The organism is Acetobacter indonesiensis (assembly GCF_000963945.1).
Taxonomy (GTDB): Bacteria; Pseudomonadota; Alphaproteobacteria; order Acetobacterales; family Acetobacteraceae; genus Acetobacter; species Acetobacter indonesiensis.
The window spans coordinates 68,328-91,567 of sequence record NZ_BAMW01000015.1 but is presented as its reverse complement, the minus strand read 5'-3'; the positions used below and the strand labels follow the sequence as shown (position 1 = coordinate 91,567).

The window sequence follows — 23,240 nt, the reverse complement described above, 5'->3', positions numbered from 1 at the left end:
TACGGGCCTGAACGCTAACCCCTTCCGATAATGCGCCGGGTGCGCTACATCTGGCTCCGGGTTAAAGGGAGCCTTCCTGCTTCCACCTGGCCGTGAGGACTTGTCTCTGGCCTGTTTTTTCAGACGCGCTTGAAAAAACAGGGGATGGGAGATCACGCGCCCAACCAGTTTCAGGACCGTCTGCCTCACGCCATGCTGACCACAAACGAAATTCGCACCACCTTTCTGGAGTATTTTGCCGGGAAAGGGCACCAGATTGTGCCTTCTTCTTCCCTGGTTCCACGGAATGACCCCACGCTGCTGTTTACCAACGCAGGCATGGTGCAGTTCAAGAACGTGTTCACCGGGCAGGAAACCCGTCCCTACTCCCGCGCCACAACGGCGCAGAAAGTCGTGCGTGCCGGTGGCAAGCATAATGATCTGGACAATGTAGGTTACACAGCCCGTCACCACACATTTTTTGAAATGATGGGCAATTTCTCCTTCGGGGATTATTTCAAACCCGAAGCCATTGAACTTGCCTGGACGCTGGTTACCAAAAATTTCGGCCTCCCCAAAGACAAGTTGCTGGTTACCGTCTTTGCTGAAGATGAAGATGCAGCTGGTCTATGGCGCAAGATTGCTGGTCTGGATGACAGCCGGATTATCCGTATCCCTACATCAGACAATTTCTGGCGTATGGGTGATACAGGCCCATGCGGCCCGTGTTCAGAAATTTTCTATGACCACGGACCTGATGTGCCCGGTGGCCCCCCAGGCTCGCCCGATGAAGATGGGGACCGATTTGTCGAAATCTGGAATCTGGTCTTCATGCAGTATTTTGAAGACCCACCGGGTGTTCGCTCTCCGCTGCCGCGTCCGTCTATTGATACCGGCCTTGGGTTGGAACGCTTTGCTGCCATTCTTCAGGGCAAACGCGACAACTATGACACAGACACCTTTGTTGCCCTGATTCAGGCCTCGGCTGATCTGACCGGGCAGAGCATTGAAGGGCCGTTCAAGGCAAGCCATCGCGTTGTCGCTGATCATCTGCGTTCAACCGCGTTTCTGATTGCGGATGGCGTTTTGCCGTCCAAGGATGGTCGTGGGTATGTTCTGCGCCGCATTATGCGTCGCGCCATGCGCCACCTGCATATGATGGGTACGCGTGAACCCGTCTTCTACAAGCTTCTGCCCGTCCTTATTCAACAGATGGGGCAGGCTTACCCGGAACTGGTGCAAAGCGAAGCGCTGATCCGTGAAAGCATGCGTGGCGAAGAAGAACGCTTCAAAGCCATGCTTGATCGCGGTCTTGGCCTGCTGGCAGACGAAACCGAAAAACTCACCCCTGGCTCTGCCCTGCCGGGGGATGTGGCCTTCCGTCTCTACGACACGTTCGGCTTCCCACTTGATCTGACACAGGATGCCCTGCGTGGCAGCGGCCACACGGTTGATGTTGACGGCTTTGATGCCGCTATGACCGTGCAACGCGAACGGGCTCGTGCTTCGTGGGTTGGGTCGGGCGATACGGCGCTCGAGACTGTATGGTTTGAAGCACGTGACAAATTCGGGGCATCCGAGTTTCTGGGCTACACTACCGAGCAGGCCGATGCTGAAGTTCAGGCCGTTGTTGTCGGCAATGGTTTTGTAAAAGAAGCCACCGTCGGTGCTGAAGTCGCGGTTATGCTGAACCAGACCCCATTCTATGGGGAAAGCGGTGGACAGGCTGGTGACACCGGCACACTGACGGCCAAAGGCCTGCGCGTTACCATTACAGACACGCAGAAAAAAGCTGGGGACCTGATTGTTCACTACGGCACGGTAACTGAAGGCACACTGCGTCCCGGGCTGGCTGTCACCGCAACAGTTGACCATGACCGACGCTCTGCCATTCGCGCGCATCATTCCGCCACACATCTGCTGCACGAAGCCCTGCGTCGTAAACTGGGAACGCATGTTGCCCAGAAAGGCAGCCTGAACACCCCAGACCGCCTGCGGTTTGACGTCAGTCAGCCACGCCCCATTACGGCAGAAGAACTTGCTGACGTTGAAGCCGAAGTAAACCGGCTGATCCGTGCAAACTCACAGGTTGTCACGCGGTCCATGACACCAGAAGAAGCTGTGGCAGAAGGTGCCATGGCTCTGTTCGGTGAAAAGTATGGTGACGAAGTACGTGTTGTCTCTATGGGTGGCCCGGACGGGAACAAGAGCGCATGGTCAATCGAACTCTGTGGTGGCACGCATGTTGGCCGCACCGGGGATATTGGGCTGTTCCGCATTACGTCTGAAAATGGGGTTTCAGCCGGGGTAAGGCGTATTGAAGCGGTTGCAGGTAAAGCGGCTGAAAGCCTCTCGATTGCAACAGAACAGCGCCTGAACCAGATGGCCGCCATGATGAAGGTAGGCGTGGCGGAAGCGCCGGAACGTCTGGCCCTTCTGTTGGAAGAACGCCGTACCATGGAACGGCAGATCTCCCAGCTTCAACGCCAGTTGGCAGCGGGAAATGTGGCCTCCGCCGGGGTAGAAACGGTGGCCGGTATCCGTCTGGCCACACGCAACGTGGGGGATACTGCGCCACGTGAACTGAAAGGTCTGGCCGAGACCATTCTGAAACAGGGCAATGCGGATGTTGTTGTTCTGATCTCCACTGCCGGAGACAAAGGCAGCGTGGTGGCTGGCGTTGCCCCTGATGCCGTTGAAAAAGTTGACGCCGTTGCCCTGGTTCGCACCGCCAGTGAAGCAATGGGCGGCAAAGGTGGCGGCGGCCGTCGCGATATGGCGCAGGCCGGTGGCCCCAATGCCGGTGCAGCAGATGCCGCACTCGCAGCCGTGCGTGACGCTCTGGCCGCATTAGCCTGAAGCATTCTGTAAACAGGGGAACGGTTGGCACCCTCCCCTGTTGTCTGTTCATGCCTTAGGCTTCACTTACAAGGACCCGCTTCATGTCCCTTCTTGCATCCCTTAAAATGGTTATGGCCCCTCCGCACCCGGAAGCCCGACCGTTTTTGCTAGCGTCTGGTGCCGCAACACTGGTCACGCGTTTTCTGGGTAAAAAACTCAACTGCCCCAAACTGAAACTGGTCGGCACTGCCAGCGGTCTGTTTTTCGGGTTCTGCCTGTATTTTTTCCGCGACCCTGAACGCACCACACCCGCACGCAGTGATGTTGCCGTTGCCCCGGCTGACGGACGCATTGTCTCCATCGAAAAAGTTGCTCCACCGGCTGAACTGGGCATGAGCCCCACCCCCGTCTGGCGTATTGCCACCTTTCTGTCCGTGCTGGATGTGCATGTGAACAGAATGCCGACAGCAGGCACCGTCACCCGCATTGCCTACCATCCCGGTCAGTTCCTGAACGCCAGTCTGGACAAGGCATCCGAACTGAATGAACGCAACGCCCTGAGCGTCACTCTGCCTGATGGCCGCATGGTTGCCGTGGTGCAGATTGCTGGTCTGGTTGCCCGCCGTATTGTGTGCAGCGTGACAGAAGGCATGCAGGTAGAAGCCGGTGAGCGTTTTGGCTTGATCCGCTTTGGTTCCCGCACGGATCTGTATCTGCCACCGGGTGTTGAACCTCTGGTTGCTGTTGGTCAGACCATGATTGGTGGCGAAACCATTATGGCGCGTCTCTGATCCCCGTGATAGATCAGTCTCCCTCTTCCATCCCATCCCCTGAAAACAATGGCCCCGGTGTCCCGGCATCTGGGCAACCCGGTGTGGCGGGAACAACTGCGTCAGACCACCTGACGCCCCGCATGTTACGCCGGAAGCGCCTGCGTAAGCGGGTGCGGAACAAGATTAAGGGACCATCCTTCAACAGGTTGATCCCGAATATTTTGACCATGCTGGGACTGTGTGCTGGCCTGACCGGCATGCGCTTTGCCGTGGATGGCCGCTTTCAGGCTGCTGCCATTGCGTTGCTGATTTCAGCTTTTATTGACGGGTTGGATGGACGCATTGCACGCCTGTTGCGTGGTTCCACACGCTTTGGGGCGGAATTTGACAGCCTGTCGGACTTTCTGTGTTTTGGGGTTGCCCCATCTTTCCTGCTGTATTTCTGGGCACTGAAAGAGGGCGGGCGCTACGCATTTCTGCCGTGTCTGATGTTTACCGTCTGTATGGCGCTGCGGCTGGCCCGCTTCAACGCCACACTGGAAGAATCGGAAGACAAACCCAAATACGCCAGTAACTTCTTTACGGGCGTGCCAGCCCCTGCCGGGGCAGGTCTTGCGCTCTTCCCGCTCTTTCTTGGGTTAGAAGCTGAAAAACTGGGCATCGACTGGCTTTATAAACTGACACGCCTGCCTTATCTGCCAAGCTTCACGCTTATCAGCACGGCGTTTCTGTTAGTTTCGACCCTGCCCGTCTGGTCTTTCAAAAACTTTAAGGTGCCAGCCCACTTTGTGCTGCCTGTCATGCTTGGCACAGGGGCCTATGCCGCCATTCTGGTAGCTGACCCTTGGGGTGCACTGGCTGCGGCGGGCATTATCTATATGGCATTGCTGCCACTCAGCCGTCTTAGCTTCTTCAAGCTAAAAAAGGCCGCCGAAGACCTTCAGGAAGACGTCGAAGAACCGGCTCCGTGATCTGCCGAGGTCTCGCCTTCCGGGCGTTTGCCGAACAGTGAGCACAAACCTTCCAGCACCTGCAACGGTGTTGGGGGGCAGCCGGGAATACGCAGATCTATCCGAACCTTGCGGTCCAGTCCGCCCATGGTCGTATAGTTTTCCGGGAAAAAGCCTCCATCTATTGCGCAATTCCCCACGCAGATAACGCCTTTCGGGGTAGGCATTGCCTGCCATGCGGCTTCAAGCACAGGGGCCATTGTCCGGGTCAGGGATCCGGTTATCAGCAATACGTCGGCAGCACGGGGCGATTGCACAAAGCCGAAGCCTGCGCCCTGCACGTCATAGGCCCCTGCGCCCAGAGCCTCCAGTTCCATTCCGCAACCACCACAACCGCCAGTATCGACATGAAACAGCAGAAGAGGCCAGCGTGGGCCAACAGGTTTCAGGCGCGTTCCACCCTGCCGAAACGCGGCGTCAAATACGGCACGTATCAGGCCCATGACTGTCTGTCTTTCTTCATTACAAGCGGCATGATTTACCCATCCAGCGCGGCTGCGTTGACACCTAGCGATGCCCGGATCAACCCGATATCCGCCACAGCCTGACCGGGGAGCGCCGCCTCGTAGGCCAGCAATGCAGATGCTGACGGGTCGCGCATAAAGACCTGATCAACACGCCCATTCTGCAATCTGACCCAGTAAAGAATAGTGCCCCATGGGCCTTCCGCCATGCCGACACCCTCACCGTCGGGGTAGGTCAGGTCAATACGGCCACCGGCTGTCAGGCCAAGGCGGGGGCCCAGTTCGGTCAACATGCGCAGGCTTTCGCCTATCTCATCCAGCAACACGGCGGCTCGGTCTTCTACGCTGCCATCATGGCGGCCTGCCGTAAAACGCCACAACCCATCATACATCCGCAAATCGCGTCGGCAGTCACAATCTCCTCCGCCTGCGCGGGCAACCGGACCATCCAGCCCTACCTGCTCCAATACAGCGCTATTCACCACACCGACACCAGCCATCCGCCCTGCAAGACCGGCATACCCTTGCCAGAGCTCCACCAGTGTCGGGTAAATTTCCTCGCCCAGTTCAGCAATGCGGGTGCAGAGCGTACCAATTTCAGTTGCAGCGCGCAGGTTCACACCACCCGGTACGCAATGGTCCATCAACAGACGAGACCCAATCACGGGCGCGGTTTCTGTCAGGATTTGTTCCCGAAACCACATGCAGCGGGAAGAGACCAACAGAGCCCCGGCTTCCCGCGCCAGCCCTCCCAAGGTGTAGAGATGCTGTAAGCAGCGCTCCAACTCCAGCAAGACAACGCGGAGTTGGGCGACTTCATGCCCTATGGTTTCACCGCATGCAGCCTCGACCGCCTGACAGAAGGCAACCTGATGCGCAGCAGAGCACCCAGCTACGACACGTCCGCTTAACCGACAGGCATCATCAACGCGGCTATTTTTCCACCGCTGCGTGAGTCCCCTATGGGCATAGCCGCTGAGTGTTTCAGCCCTTGTAATCGTCTCCCCATCAAGCACCAGGGCCGTGTGCAGCGGTGTTTCTCTGGCCCCCGTAGCGGGGCCAATTCCGGTCATGACGCCTACCGTCTCTGCGGCCCATGCGTCAGATGGCTGGAACGCTATCATCCCCTTATGGCCACCTGCCGGGCCGGGGGACGCTGCTAATGGGGTCGTGTTCGACCAGACCTCATGGTCAACCAGAGGTCGAACATCCGTGGCCCACATAGCCTCGGCCCCATACAGGTCAAATATCATGCGTTCATACAGGCTGGAGACTGCCCGTGCGGGTGACAAAGCCGGGTAACGCCCGTCCTCCAGTGCCAGCGTGGCAGCCAGAGGCTGAACCCCGTGGGGTAAAAACAAGGCGTGAACATCCACGCCGTCACACCACACCCCAACAAACGGCAGATGAGACTGCTTTAGCCCATCGACAAGATCGCGCCATGCCAGTTCATCCAGCCGGTAGCGCCACGGTGTTTCCGTTTCCGCGCCTGCGCGGATATGGGCTTCGGCATCCATCAGAATGCTCCCAACATCATGGCCAGCGGCACCAGAAATCCGGTCAAAACCAAAACGGAGCACGCCATACGGCCAGCAACATCATCCGGCCAGATATCCCGGCCAAAGCCACCAGCAGGGACTGCACGCACCACGGCACACAGAATCCCGGCAACCGTCAGCACGGTGAAAATCCATGACCAGTCGCTCATCATGGATAAAAGCAAAAGGCACCCCACAAAAGGCGCACCCGGCGGAAAGCAGGCCAACGCCCGCGCCGCCCAAGACCTACCAGAACGGCTGCCCCCTGCCAGACACCAGCCGCACAGGAACAGCAACGCCGCTACATCCGCCTGTGCCCCAACAGCAATCAGCGCCAGCGCCGAAGGGAACGTACGGAACAAGCGCATGCCATCATCTGAACGGCCAGCACAGGCAGTCAACCATACCGATGCCAAACCAGCGGCAACCAGCGCGTTATCGAACGCCTCACCACCATGTACGCGTAGCCGCATTGCGAGTAACAGTGCCGCACCGGCAAACGGGAGAAACAGGAAAGTATCGTTTTCTGCCCGCCAAGGCTGCCCAAACGGCGTCAAACCCGCCAGCATGACAATGCCACAGGCCATCATCAGCCCTGCGGAGGGTGAGCCAACGGGCAAAAGAAGCCCTGCCAGAACCAGAAAAATACCAACAGACCCCGTACGTACCAGCGCCCACCCTGCCCGCGCCTGCCCGGCGGGGCGGCTGAACACAAACACGCCGTAGGCGAGTGAGGCTTCAAGAATACCCAGACCGATAACAGGGTCTGGCGCAACACATGCCAGACCGGCCAGCGCCGTTGAAACATGTGGCAGCCCCCGAAGAAACCGGTCAGCCATATCCCGGCTTTCCAACACGGTCAGCAACAGGCCACAGGCCAGCATGACACGGCCCGCCCGTTGCACCGGGTCATCATCCCAACCCGTGGCGACCGCCCCGGTTGCGGGGAAAAGAAAAACCGCCAAAGCCAGAAGACAACCTATGCCTGCCATCCAGACAGCAACGTCGCGACTACGGGGTGTCGAGACGCTCATGACCACAGCGGCCCCAAGTAACGGCCACGCAAATGCTAAAGCAGCCAGAAAAACGGGAATGGTCATCAGGCCTCACTCTCGGCATCGGCTAGAGGCGGCTTTGGCACATAATCCGGACGAGGCGCACCCGTAGAACCCGTCTCAGATTGGGATGATTTGTGTTTTTTGCCTTTTTTCTTATCGCCATCGCGGCCAGGTGCCCGCACTACAGCAATACGGGGCATGACGCGATGCACACACATGCCACCCAACAGGGCAATGACGCACCCGGCCAGAGCCGTGACCCCAACCACCATAATCTGTTTTTCAACAACACCCGCCAGCATAATTCCGTTGATGCAGGTCAGCAGGCCCGCCCACTGCCACACCATGGCATGGCGGCACGTAACAGCCACCAGTCCGGCCAACACCACACAAAGGCCAGCCGGAAAGGCAGCCGAGCCCGAACGGGCACTGGCCAGCAGCAGTACAACCATCAGGCCAAGCGCCAGAAAGGGTACAGCGGGGCCACCCCGTTCCTGCACGCCGTCATGTTGATAATAGCTAAGAAACCACGCTGGCCCGATGGAAAACACCAACACCAAACCCGCGCCAACCTGTTGCAACGGCTCCAGACCATCAACCAAAATGGCAATGGCCGTCACCACGCCTAACGCAGGCAGAAACCCCATCCCACGGGCCACAACACACAAAGCCAGCAAAGGGGCCAGAATGGCAGCAAGTGTCACTGGGGTGTCCCTTCTTCTCCCAACGCAGGATCCTGAACCTGAATGGAGGCTGTTTTATCCTGTACTGCGGCAGGAGCAAGGCTTGGATAAGCCGCTTGCCACGCCAGCAACCCTAACAGAAACACAGACGCCAGACGGACACGGGCGCGGCGGGGCAACGGAAGCACCATTAACTGCGTAACCGCCAGAAGACTTGCCGCTACCACCAATTTCAGAAGCCATGCGCTGCCGCCTTGCAGGCATTCCATCAGCCACGTTTCAACCGTACCGTCAGACGGGAGCGCCAGACACCCAGCCCATGCCACATCGCCCGCCAGCGTGACCCAGCACAGCAACACGATATCTGTTGCCAGTAACCACAGGCCACGATCTGCCCCCGATAGAGGGCAGACCGAAGTTTCTCCCGCCTGCCGTCCGCGCCATGCGGCAGCGGCAAACAGGGCCACACCCATCAGCACAAATGGGGCCCCGCTGCCCAACGGCGACAGACTGCGCACATGCGCCAGAAAGGCTGAAAGGTCTTGCCCACCCACCATAACCAACACGGGCACCAGCGCTGGCAGCAACAGGCTTTCTGCCATAAGGGCCATATACGCGTTCTGCACCATATGCCGTCGCTGAACCAGCAAAGGCAGGCAAAGAAGCAGTGAGGCACCCACCAGCACAGCACAGACAAGCAACAACCCCGGTGCCGGGAACCCTGCAGGCAGCAACGCAAAAACAGGCACCATGCCCGCAGCCAGAACAGACAGAACAAACCCGCTGCGGCAGCCAAGGCTGCTGAGTCTGTCGCCTGCAACAAAATAGCCGGGCCGGACAAATTGATGCCGTATCTCCTGCCATCGGCCTGACGACCGATAGCGGTTCTGCCCTGTCAGGCGGCCACCCAATCGGTCAACCCACCCACTGAAGAACGGGGCTGTAGCCAGCATCAAAGCTGTTTGAAAAGCCAGCATCAGGATCGAAAGGCTAATCCATCCCCACGTCAGGGGCGTTGGTGTGGTTACGTGTGTCATTTGCCTGCAAACAGCCCCAGAAACAGTCCTGCCCCCAAAAAGAGCAGAATGAGAACCATTCCCTGTGCTTCACACCAGGCAACCCCTTTGAACAACAGACCTTGCAGGTAATGCCCTCCGGCCTGCGTTTTTTCGACCACCGGCCATTCGGCCAAGTTCTTACCATCAAGCCCAAGGAAAACCGTGAGCATCCTCCAAATCTGGGCTGATGACTCTTCTGTTTCAGCCACACTCTCACCCGCGCGTGTCAGAACCGGGGCGCCGTCACACCATTCCGCCCGCACAGCCGTGCCATGGCTGAACGGATACAGGCGGAGCACTCGCCCTACACCCACAACCGCCCCGACACACACACTCAGCGCCAAGACACAGAAAGCTGGGGTGAAGCTGACCGCGGTATCAACAAACCAGACGGTTGCGACTTTGGCCCACGTAAAATCACGCGAAGACGTGCCCACAAACAAATGGTCAACCAATGCCAGCCAGCCGCCGGGCAAAAGGGCAACGCCGGCGGCTACGGCCAGACACACGACGGAGGGCAACACCAGCATGGCATTTGCCGCCTGCGGCATAACACCATCGTCTTTCCGTGACGGAGCCAGAGCCTCCAGCCCAATCCGCATCAGGCCAAACAGGCCGAGCACCATAAGCAGGGCAGAGCAGACCAGAACCAGAATAGTGCACAAGGCCTGCACTGGCTGAGCCCCCACAGCCGCGAGTTCACCCGCAGTCAGCAGACACCATAAAACAGAAAAACCACCCAGCGGCGGCAAACCAGACAGCATCAGAAGCGCTGCCGACAACGCCATTCTTCCGGCAACAGAGGAAACAACCAGACTGCCGGATGAAAAAAACGGCTGGCCAGCCGTGTCCGTGTCAGTTGCTTCACTTTTGCACAACCAGAGCAATGCCAGCAGAGCCAGAAATGGTGCTCCCATACCCAGTAAGGTAGCCGTACGAAACTGTTCCGCGCCTTCCAAAGACGTAGAAAGAGCCAGTGTTAGCAGCAGCACCTGTGCGCCAAAGCCCGCACTTGTCAGGCCGCTGGCTACCCCACTGGCCGAGGATACTCGAAGCGCCTGCACACCGCCGCTTAATGCAACAACCCCACCACTGAGCAGCAGCAATCCCTGATCAATGGGAGAAAGAACGCCTACTTCTGCCAGCAACCGCCCCAGCAGAAACAGACCGATGCCAGCAGGCAGCAGCGCCTGCGGCCCCTTCTGGCTGGAAACCGCCCAGCCAAGCAGCAGCACCATAAAGCACAATGCAGGTGGAGAAAGCGGGCTGTCGGCAGGAATACAGGCGGGAATAATTGCGGCCGGAAGGCACACTCCCTGCCGTCCGTGATCTGCCAGCATGACCAGAGCCGTCCCGGACAACAGACCAAAAACCAATGGCGAAAGCGCTAGAAAAGCAAGACCAGTGAGAACACAAGCCAGCCCGCGATACCCTTTACCTATGACGCCGCCCGTAAAGGCCAGCAGAACAAGCATGGGAAGTGTCGGCCCATCCATGCCGAAGACTGGAAACCAACTCACACCGCCTTCGACACGCAAGCTGGCCCCGACAACAGCCAACAGGCCAATACCCCCCCATAGCACAGCCAGTATTTCTGGCCGCCAGGGAGCAACCTGTCGCAAAAGCCGATCGGGAAGCACAGACAGAACACCTGCACACACCAGTAACACCAGCAGGCTGCAAAGAAGAAAGGATGTAAGAATTGGCCCTGTCCTGCCTTACACAACATCCGCCCCCTGACTTTAAGCCCGGAGAAAGCGGTCTTTATTAAAAAACTGGCGGATAACACCATGCACGCCGCCGTGTGGCAACGCCCAACTTGCGCCTTTGCACGGACTTTGTGGCAGGAATACCGGCAGGCGGCAGAAAACGTCTAAAATTCCTGCGTGGCGACCACGGATTTACGAAACCATGAGCGCTTGGCCGTAACCGGTAGGGGTAATGCGGCATGAACGTCCTTAACCGCTTCAACCAACATCAGACTGCCGAGACCGGGGCAAAAGACTTTTCCGGCAATATCAGACGCCCGGCCGCGCTCCAATGTGCTGTACCCCCGTAAAACTGGCAGAAAACAGGCTTCGTCCCGTCTTTCCATATGCAGCATGGCCCGGCCCAGAACGGCTTTCAATCCGTTACGGGTAAACCGGGCATCGCGTGCAAAAGGTGTGTTTTTCTGGCGTAATCGCCCACCGATTTTGTTTGGGACAATCAGTAGAATACGTCCATCATCGCGCAACACACGGCTGGCAGCGCGTAGCAGAGTCACGGCCTGTTCCGCATTTTCAAGCGCATGAACCACCAGCACACGATCAAACATTTCGTCACAGAAAGGAAGATGCTGGGCATCGACCACGCAGCAGCGATCTTCCCTTGAAAAGACCGAAAAACCGTCCGACGCGGCGGTATCTTGCATTGGCATGATCTGGCTTGGCAGGATGGCCGATACGCACAGAGCGCCACGCCCGCGCCACGCGCTAAGATAAGGCTGCGCGAACCCAACCCCCAGCACCGACTGCCGCCGCAGATCTGGCCAGAACCATTGCAGCCGCTCACGAATCAACGCAGCGCAGACAGCGCCTTCATGGGAGTTATAAAAATCTGTGATATCGGGCTGCATGACAGTCTGCATATCTCCTGTCTATCATGACCTTCCCCCAAGATGCCATGTATCGGCATTACCTTAAAAAACGGGAGACCCCGCCCATGCCGCTTCATACCCGTGCCATTCCGGTTTTGTCAGACAACTACGCGTGGCTGTTGCGCGACGAAGAAACAGGCACCATTGCGGTCGTGGACCCCGGAGACGCAGCCCCTATTGAAGCAGTGATTGAGAAAGAAGGCGGCAGGCTTGATCTTATTCTGCTCACCCATCATCACGCTGACCATATCGGTGGCAGCACGGCTTTGCGGGCGCGCTATGGCGCAAAAGTTGCTGGCCCTGCTGCCGAACAGCACCGGATGCCTGATCTTGATATTCCCCTAAAAGACAATGACACACTGATGGTCGGAGCGTCCGTTGGCAACGTCATTGCCGTGCCCGGCCACACAAGCGGGCATATTGCGTTCTATTTTTCTGACCCGCCCACCTTATTCTGCGGAGATACCCTGTTCAGTCTGGGTTGCGGTCGCCTTTTTGAAGGCACAGCAGAACAAATGTTCCACACCCTGCATCGGTTCGACACGCTGCCAGACACAACTTTGGTGTATTGCGGGCATGAATATACCCAGTCAAACGCGGCATTTGCCCTGCATGCAACGCCAGACAACGCAGCCCTACAGAAACGTGCTGAAGACGTGCGTCATTTAAGAGCCAAAGGGATGCCTACCGTTCCTTCCTCGTTGGGACTAGAGCGCGCAACAAACCCGTTCCTGCGTGCTGGCACAGTCAAAGCCCTTGCAGCATTAAGGCTGGCAAAAGACACTTTCTAACTGCCCCATAGGCTAAGGATGTAGGGGAGCGAATTGGTCTCTCCCTCCTTTTTTCCTTGCACTATCATGCTGTGCAGATGCTTGGTTTTTTGAGGATTGGGCATCTCACGCGTGCGGTTACGGTGCAACTAGCCGAACCTCCTGGTGCGAGAGATTTATGAAGGCGTTATTGTTCAGAAATCTATCATCGCGTTGACGGGGTAGATGCAGGACAAGCGCGGTCAATAAAACAGGGCTGGAGCGTTCTGAGTAAGGCCATCTCACGGCGCGGGTGACGCACCCGACAGAGCCCTATCGCCCCGTTGAAAGACGGGAAATAGAGCCGAAGACGGCTGGCCTGATCGCAGAACCCCCAGCAATGCCGTTCCAGAGACACCACCCAGCATGATGCTACCCTTTCGGACCGGAAGCGGAAACGCAAATGGGCCATCAAATTGCGAAAATCTCTGAGACAGTTCGTCTGACAACCTGTTTAGAAACACCGTTTGTTGTGGAGTAAGTGTTTTATCATCTGCCAGCGTTTTCAGCAGCGTGCGCCAGTTGGTCAGGGTCAACCAGCTTTCGCCCGTCAGGCCTGTTTGTGCAGCCAGCAGGCGTGCCGACCACGAAAAATCAACCCCACGCCATCGGGCTGCTAATTTCTGCACCAGAATGGACGGAGGATTTACCTGTTTTTGTGTAACGGCGTCTGACTGGTCATCGACCTCCCCTTTATTATGCGCAAGATCAGGCAAGAGCACGGCACCCAACAATGCCATGACATTTGCTTGTGGAAATGGGCCGGGCACAGAAACTACCACTGAAACTTGGCTGAGGCTATCGGCCATAGGAGCCACTCTTGCCTGATCCGCAGATGCGCTGATCGCCAGAGCACTTGCCTGATCTGTAGCCCGCCTGTTCCAGACTATACGGCCAGACAGATTTTTGACCGTAACGGGGTAACGCGAGGCTATGCCCAGTTGCGCTTGAAAATGGGCAAAAGCCGACTGGAATTTTACGACACCCTGACCATTTTGCGATCCGAGCGGCAGAAAAAGACCAAAGGGGGCACCGTCGCGCTTGGCAAGCAGACGGAACGTATTATCTGACGCTGTCTGTCCTATCGACTGGCTCCCTTCCAGCCAGAGCCGCACTGATGCGGGAGCCCACGGAACACCCTCCACTCGCATCCTATCGGAGGCAAAGACCACGCGGGAGTTGGAACCAGCAGGGCATATCATCACGGGTAAAGAAAGCGTTAGACGAGCCGCGATTGGCCATCCGCCCTTGTGGTGGTGCTGGCTTGAAATCTGACAGCCGGTTTCGGCCTCAACCTTTGCCAGTCGCACGTCAAGATACCGGACGCCGCCCCACCAGCACGCAGTATCAAGAATCATTCCTCCAATTAAGCAGGCTATGGCGGGTTTCAGAACAGATCTGTCTAACTTAAAAACGACCCAGCCCCTTATAGCCCAGTTGCAATGCCAACCGTTGCGCAATACGGCGGGACCGGCTGGCAGGCAGTTTGCGAATAACAATATCGCAATACATATATTCTTGCAGGGCGAAGACCACCATTTCCCACCCGTATTTCAGCATGAATTCGTGGGCTGCCTGAATAACACCATAAGGGCCCCCGCCATCTGTCATGATGTAGTCATTCAGCACAATCAGCCCCGTATGCGGCTTAAGCTTGCGGCTGCATATTTCCAGCTCTCTTTCAACCGCTTCATATCGATGATCGGCATCCAGATACACGACATCCAGACTGTTATCTGGCAGTTGCTCCAGCATCGCCGCACTGTCACCGGGCAGAACATTCACGCGACCAGCCGCAATTTCCGCCGCAAAACGATGTTTATAGAAATCCAGATGAGTCTTGTTGGTGAAAAGATCGGCTGTCGGCTGCCCCCAGACCATGGGAAGATTATGGATGTCGAACAGATCCAGCGCGTAAAATGTCTTTGGCTGGCAAACTGTCAGGATTTTTTGGGAGAAATCCCCTGTCATGACACCAACTTCAGCAATAACAGCATGGCGGGGCAGAAGTGGCAGGATATCATCTCTGTTCGGCACAATACGCGCGTTGCGAAGCAGAAATTGCGGTAAAGGCACGGCTGGTGTCATCTGCGGCATCAAACAAAGCTCTGTTGAAGTTATCCCGAATATATTACCTGCTTTTCACGTTGTCTCAACGTCTGGAAGCCTGCTCTTTCAACGCATGGCCTGTGCAGTAGTTTTGAGCACACCTGTTTTTGTCCACAATAGTCTGATTGCCTACACTGGTTAGCAGACTCGTGGAAAATCCATGAAGTTTATAATATTCGTCACAAAAAATACATATTTTGATTTATAGAAACCCATTGTTATGCAATCAGTTTTTGAAATTCATCATGCGAAAAGCAAAAACAGATCGAACCATATGTGACAGTTCTGTTTAAATAACGCCTTAAATACGCGAGGCTTCAGGGCAAAGTATTTCACGCAAACTCTAAAAATCCACACACTTATCCACAGGAGAAACAGGGTATAAGCGCACTTTTACCCTGCTGATTTCTTGACCAACAGGATTAGAATTCAGTGAAACGTTTTTTCCAGATCCCGCCAGGCGCCCTCAATCCGCGGAAGCAGAACCTTGCGGTTGGGGGCGTCAATGGGGGTGCCAATTGCAATATGCAGCACGCCTGATCGCTTGAAAAACGCATTTCGCCCCCAGAACAGGCCAGAATTTGTCGCGACTGGTACCACAGGCAAGCCACTATGGGCTGCCATCGCAGCAATTCCGGGTTTCAGCGCAACGTGTTCTCCGGGTGCCGTGCGGGTGCCTTCCGGGAAGATGATAATCTGTTTGCCAGCCTGAACAGCAGTATCGGTTTCACGCAGCAAAAGACGCAATGCCTTTGCCCCGTCCGCACGGTCTATGGGCATCATGCCAGTTAAAATCAGCATTGGCCCCAGAAGAGGAATACGGCGCAATTCCCCCTTCATGACATAGGAAGGCTGCGGCACCAGCAGCATCCAGATCAGGGTATCAAAAGCCGACTGATGCTGGGAGGCTATCAGTTTCGGGCCAGCGCCCGCGACATGCTCCTGCCCCGTAATCCGTATTTCCACCCCACAGATGGCGCGAAACAGGTCAAGCACCAAGCGTGACCAAAGTTTTGCGTAAGGCAGGGCCAGACCATGCGCGAACCACCGCACCGGAAACGCCCCTACCCCCATAATCAGTGTGAGCAGAAACGCCAGAACATTGAACAGGACAGAACGAAACACAGCCATAACCGCGCCAGACCACCATATTTTCAGGTTCAGACTGCCCTGTGGAGACCAGAAAACCGCGCATCTTGCAACCCGCAGGCCAGCTTTAAGCACAAGACATGCGGGTTATATCTGGTCTGCACGGCCCCCTGTCTGTATATAAACGCTCGATTTCGACAGGAAGAACAGGACCGACATGAGCGACTACAAGGTTAAAGACCTCTCTCTGGCAGACTGGGGCCGCAAGGAAATTTCAATCGCAGAAGGCGAAATGCCGGGCCTGATGGCACTGCGTGAGGAATATGGTGCCAGCCAGCCGCTGAAGGGTGCGCGCATTGCAGGCTGCCTGCACATGACCATTCAGACCGCTGTTCTGATTGAAACGCTGGTTGCACTGGGCGCAACCGTGCGCTGGTCTTCCTGCAACATTTTCTCCACGCAGGATCACGCAGCGGCTGCCATTGCTGCTGCCGGTATTCCCGTGTTCGCCTGGAAGGGCCTGACGGAAGACGAATTCAACTGGTGCATTGAGCAGACCATTCAGGGCCCCGATGGCTGGACCCCGAACATGATTCTGGACGACGGTGGTGACCTGACGGTCATGATGCATGACCAGTATCCGGAACTGCTGAAGAACGTTAAGGGCCTGTCTGAAGAAACCACAACGGGCGTGCACCGCCTGTGGGAAATGCAGAAAAAAGGCACGCTGAAGGTTCCGGCCATCAACGTGAATGACAGCGTTACCAAATCCAAGTTCGACAACCTGTATGGCTGCCGCGAAAGTCTGGTTGACGCCATTCGCCGTGGCACAGACGTAATGATGGCCGGTAAAGTTGCCGTGGTTGCAGGTTATGGTGACGTGGGTAAAGGTTCTGCTGCTTCCCTGCGTAACGCTGGCTGCCGCGTTCTGGTTACGGAAGTTGACCCGATCTGCGCTCTTCAGGCCGCTATGGAAGGCTATGAAGTTGTCACCATGGAAGAAGCAGCCCCCCGCGGCGATATCTTCGTGACAGCAACCGGCAACGTGGACGTGATTACCGTTGACCACATGCGCGCCATGAAAAACCGCGCAATCGTGTGCAACATCGGCCACTTCGATTCTGAAATTCAGATTGGCGGCCTGCGCAACTTCACGTGGGACAACATCAAACCGCAGGTTGATGAAGTTGTCTTCCCTGATGGCAAGCGTCTGATCGTCCTGTCCGAAGGCCGTCTGGTGAACCTTGGTAACGCCACAGGCCACCCGTCTTTCGTGATGTCTGCTTCCTTCACCAACCAGACACTGGCCCAGATCGAACTGTGGACAGCGCCTGAAGGCAAGTATGACGTTAAAGTCTACACCCTGCCGAAGAAGCTGGACGAAAAGGTTGCCGCCCTGCATCTGGCCAAAGTTGGTGCTCAGTTGAGCAAGATGAGCCAGAAACAGGCTGACTACATTGACGTGCCGGTTAACGGCCCGTTCAAGCATGAAGAATACCGTTACTAAAATCTGACGCAGAGTTCTGGCAAACAGGGCTCTGCTAAAGTTTTTCAAAAAGGCGTTGGTTATGGTGCAGATGCATCGATAATCAGCGCCTTTTTTGTGCGTTGAAACGCGCCCTCTAGCCTTTACGGCTCTGTTTTAGGGTGCCCAGCTATGCGGCCTACTCCTGCATTTCAGAGTGCGCTCTCCGATTGATGGCGCAAATATGGTATTGGTTTGAAATCATCATGAAATAATGCTGGTTATTGATGTGTTCATGACATATTTCACAATGAAATTGATTAAAAAAAGTTAATTTTTTCATTTCAGCAAGCACTCTAGGCAACCTTCTCCCCTGTTGTATGCTTGCAGCGGTATAGGGACGGGCTTTTACAGCATTGTTTTCTTACAGTGCAGCCTGCCCACTATTGTAGAAGGAAACTTTAGCATGAGCATTTTCGGCTCCATTCTTTCCTCAATCTTTCACCATGCAAAAGCAGCCACGCCTGACACCACCGCTGGCGCTGCGTCTGCCACACCAGATGCCGCTGCTCCGGCCGCAGCCGCTGCTGCCCCGGCTACCCCGGTTGATGTTGACGCCGTCCTGACAGACATGGCTGCCAAGAACGGTCAGAACCTGAACTGGAAAGAATCCATTGTTGACCTGCTGAAGCTCCTCGGCCTCGACAGCTCACTGGATGCCCGCAAGAAGCTGGCTAGCGAACTGGGTTACACAGGTGACACCAATGACTCTGCCACCATGAACATCTGGCTGATCAAAGAAGTCCGTCAGAAGCTGGCTGAAAACGGCGGTAAGGTTCCTGCTGGTCTGTAATCAGCCCAAAGCGGAATAGCCTTTCCACCAAGGCAAGCTATTCCGTCTGGAACAAAAAAAGCGTGCCGGGTTCGCCCCGACACGCTTTTTCTTTAATAGCTATAATGTTCACCCGTCAGTTAGATGAACAGCCCCATCATTATCAAACGCTTTCAGCCACCCAGTTCTTCTTCTTTGTTGCCTGACCGATACCGGGGTTAAAGCAGTTGCACGGGTCAAGGCTGCGATAGTGGGCCAGCATATCATCAGGAGCCTGATACAGGTGGCCGACGTTATGTTCTGCCGGGTAACGTGCCCCACGCTGGTCAAGGCCAGGTAACATGCTGTGTTCAACTGCAATGGCGTTATAACCCTTCTTCACCACGTAATCCTGATGCATCACATGGCACAGGAAATGGCCGTAATAGAGTTTGACAATAATTTTGTCTTCAATGTCCTTGGGTAGTTTTTCAAACCACTCCCGGTCATTACGACGCAGCGCAACATCCAGCGCCACGATATCATCCGCTTCCTTATGATGAACGGCACGATAGCGGATTGCTGCACCAGCCGCAGCAAAACGATGCAGGAAGGCACGCGTGCCTTCGTCGGGTGTGCATTCGAAGAAGTCGCCTGATACTCTGCCAAAATATTCCGTCAGATAAGCCCGCATCGGGGCCGTAAGAGACGCGGAAACCTTGAGCATCAGATGATGTTCGAATTTATCACGGTAATCCAGCATCCGTTTGGGAAGCTGGGTTGGGATAAATACGCTCAGCGCCTGCATAATCCGGTCACTCAGATTTTCAGGCAGAAAGCCGAACTTCTTGGTGAAGATATCAAACCGGGATTTCATGGCAAACATCTTGGGCAGGAACGCCGTGCCAAATTTCCGGATAATTGCGAAAGTATCTTTGCCGTATTTCTCGGCAATATTGAAGGCGTCGCGATGGATATATTCACCAGCAATCGGCAGTTCATCAAACGCTGTCAGCACATGACGGCGCAGATCTTCCAGCTCATCCGTGCTGTTGGTGCCAATGTAGAAAACTGACGGGTTTTTATTTGCCGGAAACGTATCCAGACGCACAGCAAACACCACCAGTTTGCCCGCACACCCTGCGGCTTCATACCAGCGACCGGGGTCTGCATTATACCGTGCGGGAGTATCTGCATCCACTTCCCGGATATGGCTGATATAGTTGCCGTCATGGCCACGGCCGGCATCCCAGTTAATATCAGCGTCACTGAATGTACCAGCTTCCAGCTTACCCAGGATAGCTTCGGGGTCATCACCCAACTGAATACCCAGATGGTTGACCAAACGCAGAACGCCGTCTTCACCCACCTGCCCGAAGACCGCCATTTCGGTATAAGCAGGCCCACGCTGCACCAACGCCCCGCCGGAGTTATTGCTAATACCCCCCAGCACGGACGCCCCGATGCAGGAAGACCCAATAACGGAATGAGGTTCACGCCCTATGGCGGCAAGTTTGCTTTCCAGTTCATACAGCGTGGCACCCGGCAAACACACAACCTGCTTGCCTTCACCAATCAGATGAATACCGGTCAGACGCAAAGTGCTGATCAGCACAATCTCACGGTCATAATCATTGCCGTCGGGGGTGGAGCCCCCGGTCAGGCCCGTATTAGCCGCTTGCATGATGATAATCTTGCCAGCCTGCGCACAGGCCTGAGACACCCGCCAGAGTTCAACCAGACTGCCCGGCTGCACAACCGCCAGCACATTCCCTGCCCCAAAGCGGAAGCCGTGCCGAAACCGGTACGTTTCAGCCTCACTGGTCAGAACGTGGTGTGTGCCAACAATCGTCTTCAGGCTGGCCAGCAAAGACTGGTCACCTTGGGGCAGTGTTTGTGTCATGAAAAAAGAGTCTCCGCTTCAGGCATCGGCTGTTTCATTGTTGATTAATGTTATAACGCCTTGGCAGTACCGCGCCACCAACAGGACGGGATGCCTGATGCCAGCTTAGCGGAACTATGCCCCGCATACTGCACTCATCCCGCATTATTCACTTACACTAAAAGAAAATTTACCCGTTTCTGGCCGTCTTGTGCGTCACTGCTTTGGCATCTGCCGTATTGACGTTCATGACCTCGGGCATATCTGACGTATCAACCACCACCACAGCACTGCCAGCCAGAGAAGACGGGGTACGGTCTTTACGCAGCAGCGCACGGTAGCGAATATCAACAGCGGCAGCCTGTTCATATGCCGCATCAATCAAGCCGTGTTTGTCTATGAACACATTGAGCGAAGCTGGAATACGGATACATCCTTCAGACGCTGTGTGGCCCAGCCGGCTTTCAAGATAAACCGGGTCTGTCGCATGCATTTCAAGCCGGATCTGCCCTTTTTCGCGCGATGGTAGCCAGCCTTTTTCAGCCCACTGCCACCCGAAATCCCAAACCCGCATGCCTTTGACACCATTGCCCATGATGCCATTTTCATTCTTGGTGCCCAGCGCCCGGTATCCCAGAATATCAGCCGTGTTTTCAAAAACCCCCGTCGGCGTGATGTAATAGAATTTGCGGCCTGTTGTGCCGGTGGAAACTTTTGTGCTGCCAATAACCTGCCAGTCTGAACTGTTGGGGATGGCCAGCATCAGACACAGACGCTGCACGGCAGGGTTCCGATCAACCACAATAATGACCTGTGGGCGATCAAGCAGAAAAGACGCCTGCTCAAGCTGTTTTTGCGCCAGCGCAATCCACGCTTCTTTACGCACCGTCGGCACTTTCAGCGCAACAGGCACTTCATGCCGAAATGCACTGTTCAGACGGGTCGCTTCTTCACGGGCATCTGCTTCAGACAGCACGGGTAAAGGGGGATAATCAACGGGAACCGGCACAGAAACAGGCGGCAATGTTGGGGAAGGAGCACCTTCCTGATCAGCATTCGTAGCCGGTGGTTTAGGCTGTGCATCGGGGGGTGCGGTTGCCGTCACAGGCTGTGGGGCAGTCTCCTGCGCCGCAGCCCATGTGCTACCTGGCGTAAGGAGCAAACTGCCCGCCAGCAAAAACAGTGTCGGACGGTTTACTCCCTGCACGCCATAAGTCTCCTGTCGTTCATGCCAGAAGATTATGGCATTCCTTCAGGGAAGAAGGAAATCTTCAAATATTCAACGAACGACCATCCGCACCCAGCGCCGCTTCTTTAACAGCTTCGCTCAGTGTCGGGTGGGCGTGGCAAACGCGGCCAATATCTTCAGCAGATGCGCCAAATTCAATGGCCATTGTGGCTTCTGCAATCAGCTCACCCGCGCATGGGCCAATAATATGCACACCCAGAACACGATCTGTTTTCTTGCAGGCCAAGACCTTCACGAATCCATCTGTCATGCCCAGTGCACGAGCGCGACCATTTGCCATGAAAGGAAATTTACCGATTTTGTATTCGGTGCCTTTTTCTTTCAGTTGTTCTTCAGTGAAGCCAACAGACGCGACTTCTGGCCATGTATAAATCACGCCCGGAATGGCGTCATAGTTCACATGACCTGCCTGCCCTGCCAGAATTTCTGCCAGTGCCACGCCTTCTTCTTCCGCTTTGTGGGCCAGCATTGGGCCTGCGATAACATCCCCAATTGCGTAAACGCCGGGAACAGAGGTTGCAAAGTGGGCGTCCGTAACCACACGGCCACGTTTGTCCAGCTCAACCCCGGCTTCTTCCAGCCCCATGTTCTTGCTGGCGGCTGTACGCCCCACGGCAACCAGAACAACATCTGCTTCCAGCGTTTCAGCCTGCCCACCAGCAGAAGGCTCAACCGTCAGCACCACACCGCTCTTGGTTTTTTCAGCCTTGGTCACTTTATGACCCAGCTTCATCTTGAAGCCCTGCTTGGTCAGCAGTTTCTGGAACTGGGTTGCAACTTCGTTATCGGTACCCGGCACCAGACGGTCCAGGAATTCAACCACGGTCACATCCGCGCCCAGACGGCCCCAGACACTGCCCAGTTCCAGACCAATCACGCCGCCGCCAATAACAACAAGGCGCTTTGGCACAGCGGAAAGTTCAAGCGCACCTGTTGAGGTGACAATCACTTTCTCATCAATTTCAATGCCCGGCAGGTTTGCACTGTCACTCCCTGCGGCAATGATGATGTGCTTTGCCGTAACTGGCTTGCCATCAACCGTAAGGCGGCCTGTGCCTTCAACCTTTCCGTGGCCTTTCAGCCAGGTGATACCGTTTTTCTTAAAGAGGTATTCGACCCCTTTCACGTTGGCACCAACGATATCGGCCTTGCGCGCCTGCATTTTAGCAAGGTCAAGCTTCACGCTATCAATAATCACACCATGCGATGCAAAATCGTGGCCAGCAGCATGATAGTTTTCAGAAGACTGCAACAGCGCTTTTGATGGGATACACCCAACATTCAAACAGGTGCCGCCCAGTGTCGCACGTTTTTCAACGCAGGCAACCTTGAAACCAAGCTGTGCGGCCCGAATTGCGCACACATACCCGCCAGGGCCAGCACCGATGACAACAATATCATAATCCGTGTTGGCAGGAACATCAGCAGCCGGAGCAGCAGCTTTCGGAGCAGCCTTAGGCGCATCTTCTGGCTTTGCATCCGTTTTTGCAGCCGGCTTGGCCGGGGCTGCTTTGGCTGCGCCTGATTTGCCAGCCGCGCCTTTTTCAAGGGTTGCCAGCACTGCGCCAACATCCACTTCATCGCCTTCCGCAACGGCATGGTTTTCAAGACGCCCATCAGCCGGAGAAGGCACTTCTACACTGACCTTGTCAGTCTCAAGTTCAACAATCGGTTCATCCGCCTTGACCGCATCACCCGGCTGCTTCAGCCATTTCCCTACTGTGGCGGTGGTAACACTTTCTCCCAGAGAAGGAACTTTGATCTCAATCGGCATGAATTTCGTC

19 protein-coding genes are annotated in these 23,240 nt (G+C 55.8%); 6 read left to right on the top strand and 13 right to left on the bottom strand.

From position 1 onward, the window contains the following. Positions 1-192: 192 nt before the first annotated feature. The 3 genes from alaS to Abin_RS05310 all read left to right on the top strand — a co-directional run bounded on the left by alaS (position 193) and on the right by Abin_RS05310 (position 4,564). Positions 193-2,838, top strand: a complete 2,646-nt coding sequence (gene alaS / locus Abin_RS05320) for an alanine--tRNA ligase (RefSeq protein ID WP_048845490.1) — start codon at positions 193-195, stop codon at positions 2,836-2,838. 83 nt (positions 2,839-2,921) lie between these two features. Further along, positions 2,922-3,611 (top strand): phosphatidylserine decarboxylase, encoded by a 690-nt coding sequence (locus Abin_RS05315; protein ID WP_048845318.1) that lies wholly within the window; start codon positions 2,922-2,924, stop codon positions 3,609-3,611. 122 nt (positions 3,612-3,733) lie between these two features. After that, on the top strand, positions 3,734-4,564 hold the full coding sequence (locus Abin_RS05310; protein ID WP_048845489.1) for a CDP-alcohol phosphatidyltransferase family protein: 831 nt from the start codon (positions 3,734-3,736) through the stop codon (positions 4,562-4,564). Here Abin_RS05310 and Abin_RS05305 read toward each other — a convergent pair. The 7 genes from Abin_RS05305 to Abin_RS05275 all read right to left on the bottom strand — a co-directional run bounded on the left by Abin_RS05305 (position 4,534) and on the right by Abin_RS05275 (position 12,021). Then, entirely contained in the window at positions 4,534-5,046 is a 513-nt protein-coding gene (locus Abin_RS05305; protein WP_048845317.1) for an NADH-quinone oxidoreductase subunit B family protein, read from the bottom strand. The two genes, Abin_RS05310 and Abin_RS05305, sit on opposite strands and share 31 nt — an antisense overlap. Before the next feature lie 35 nt (positions 5,047-5,081). Then, a complete protein-coding gene (locus tag Abin_RS05300; RefSeq protein WP_255319253.1) occupies positions 5,082-6,647 on the bottom strand; it encodes a hydrogenase large subunit in 1,566 nt (521 codons plus the stop codon). Beyond that, positions 6,584-7,705, bottom strand: a complete 1,122-nt coding sequence (locus Abin_RS05295) for a hypothetical protein (RefSeq protein WP_048845315.1) — start codon at positions 7,703-7,705, stop codon at positions 6,584-6,586. The genes Abin_RS05300 and Abin_RS05295 overlap by 64 nt, the downstream gene beginning before the upstream one ends. After that, entirely contained in the window at positions 7,705-8,367 is a 663-nt protein-coding gene (locus Abin_RS05290; RefSeq protein ID WP_255319252.1) for a hypothetical protein, read from the bottom strand. The genes Abin_RS05295 and Abin_RS05290 overlap by 1 nt, the downstream gene beginning before the upstream one ends. Further along, positions 8,364-9,383, bottom strand: coding sequence for a hypothetical protein (locus Abin_RS05285; protein WP_052948167.1), 1,020 nt, complete (start codon positions 9,381-9,383; stop codon positions 8,364-8,366). The genes Abin_RS05290 and Abin_RS05285 overlap by 4 nt, the downstream gene beginning before the upstream one ends. After that, a complete protein-coding gene (locus Abin_RS05280; protein ID WP_146867615.1) occupies positions 9,380-11,044 on the bottom strand; it encodes a hypothetical protein in 1,665 nt (554 codons plus the stop codon). Before Abin_RS05280 ends, Abin_RS05285 begins: the two co-directional genes overlap by 4 nt. A gap of 233 nt (positions 11,045-11,277) precedes the next feature. Then, positions 11,278-12,021, bottom strand: a complete 744-nt coding sequence (locus tag Abin_RS05275; RefSeq protein WP_170237843.1) for a class I SAM-dependent methyltransferase — start codon at positions 12,019-12,021, stop codon at positions 11,278-11,280. Positions 12,022-12,107: 86 nt separating this feature from the next. Between Abin_RS05275 and gloB the strand changes: the two genes are divergently transcribed. Continuing rightward, complete coding sequence (gene gloB / locus Abin_RS05270) at positions 12,108-12,833, top strand: hydroxyacylglutathione hydrolase (RefSeq protein WP_048845312.1); 726 nt, start codon at positions 12,108-12,110, stop codon at positions 12,831-12,833. Between the two features lie 260 nt (positions 12,834-13,093). Here gloB and Abin_RS05265 read toward each other — a convergent pair whose 3' ends face one another. The 3 genes from Abin_RS05265 to Abin_RS05255 form a co-directional block, all read right to left on the bottom strand. Next, positions 13,094-14,209, bottom strand: coding sequence for a DUF2125 domain-containing protein (locus Abin_RS05265; RefSeq protein ID WP_048845311.1), 1,116 nt, complete (start codon positions 14,207-14,209; stop codon positions 13,094-13,096). A gap of 49 nt (positions 14,210-14,258) precedes the next feature. Next, positions 14,259-14,948: a class I SAM-dependent methyltransferase gene (locus Abin_RS05260; RefSeq protein WP_048845310.1), complete on the bottom strand. Its 690-nt coding sequence runs from the start codon at positions 14,946-14,948 to the stop codon at positions 14,259-14,261. A gap of 441 nt (positions 14,949-15,389) precedes the next feature. Further along, positions 15,390-16,091: a lysophospholipid acyltransferase family protein gene (locus tag Abin_RS05255; RefSeq protein ID WP_048845486.1), complete on the bottom strand. Its 702-nt coding sequence runs from the start codon at positions 16,089-16,091 to the stop codon at positions 15,390-15,392. Positions 16,092-16,266: 175 nt separating this feature from the next. Here Abin_RS05255 and ahcY point away from each other — a divergent pair, with 175 nt between their 5' ends. Both ahcY and Abin_RS05245 read left to right on the top strand, forming a co-directional pair. Further along, the gene (gene ahcY / locus Abin_RS05250; protein ID WP_048845309.1) at positions 16,267-17,556 is read left to right on the top strand and encodes an adenosylhomocysteinase; all 1,290 of its coding nucleotides are present in this window, start codon (positions 16,267-16,269) and stop codon (positions 17,554-17,556) included. 424 nt (positions 17,557-17,980) lie between these two features. Then, positions 17,981-18,367, top strand: coding sequence for a DUF3597 domain-containing protein (locus tag Abin_RS05245; RefSeq protein WP_048845308.1), 387 nt, complete (start codon positions 17,981-17,983; stop codon positions 18,365-18,367). Between the two features lie 142 nt (positions 18,368-18,509). On the opposite strand, the gene dld is transcribed toward Abin_RS05245, so the two are convergent. From dld to lpdA, 3 genes are all read right to left on the bottom strand, one after another. Next, positions 18,510-20,228, bottom strand: coding sequence for a D-lactate dehydrogenase (gene dld, locus Abin_RS05240; protein WP_048845307.1), 1,719 nt, complete (start codon positions 20,226-20,228; stop codon positions 18,510-18,512). A 169-nt stretch (positions 20,229-20,397) separates the two neighbouring features. Then, the gene (locus tag Abin_RS05235) at positions 20,398-21,414 is read right to left on the bottom strand and encodes a L,D-transpeptidase (RefSeq protein ID WP_048845306.1); all 1,017 of its coding nucleotides are present in this window, start codon (positions 21,412-21,414) and stop codon (positions 20,398-20,400) included. A 64-nt stretch (positions 21,415-21,478) separates the two neighbouring features. Further along, the gene (gene lpdA / locus Abin_RS05230; RefSeq protein ID WP_048845485.1) at positions 21,479-23,230 is read right to left on the bottom strand and encodes a dihydrolipoyl dehydrogenase; all 1,752 of its coding nucleotides are present in this window, start codon (positions 23,228-23,230) and stop codon (positions 21,479-21,481) included. Positions 23,231-23,240: the final 10 nt, after the last annotated feature.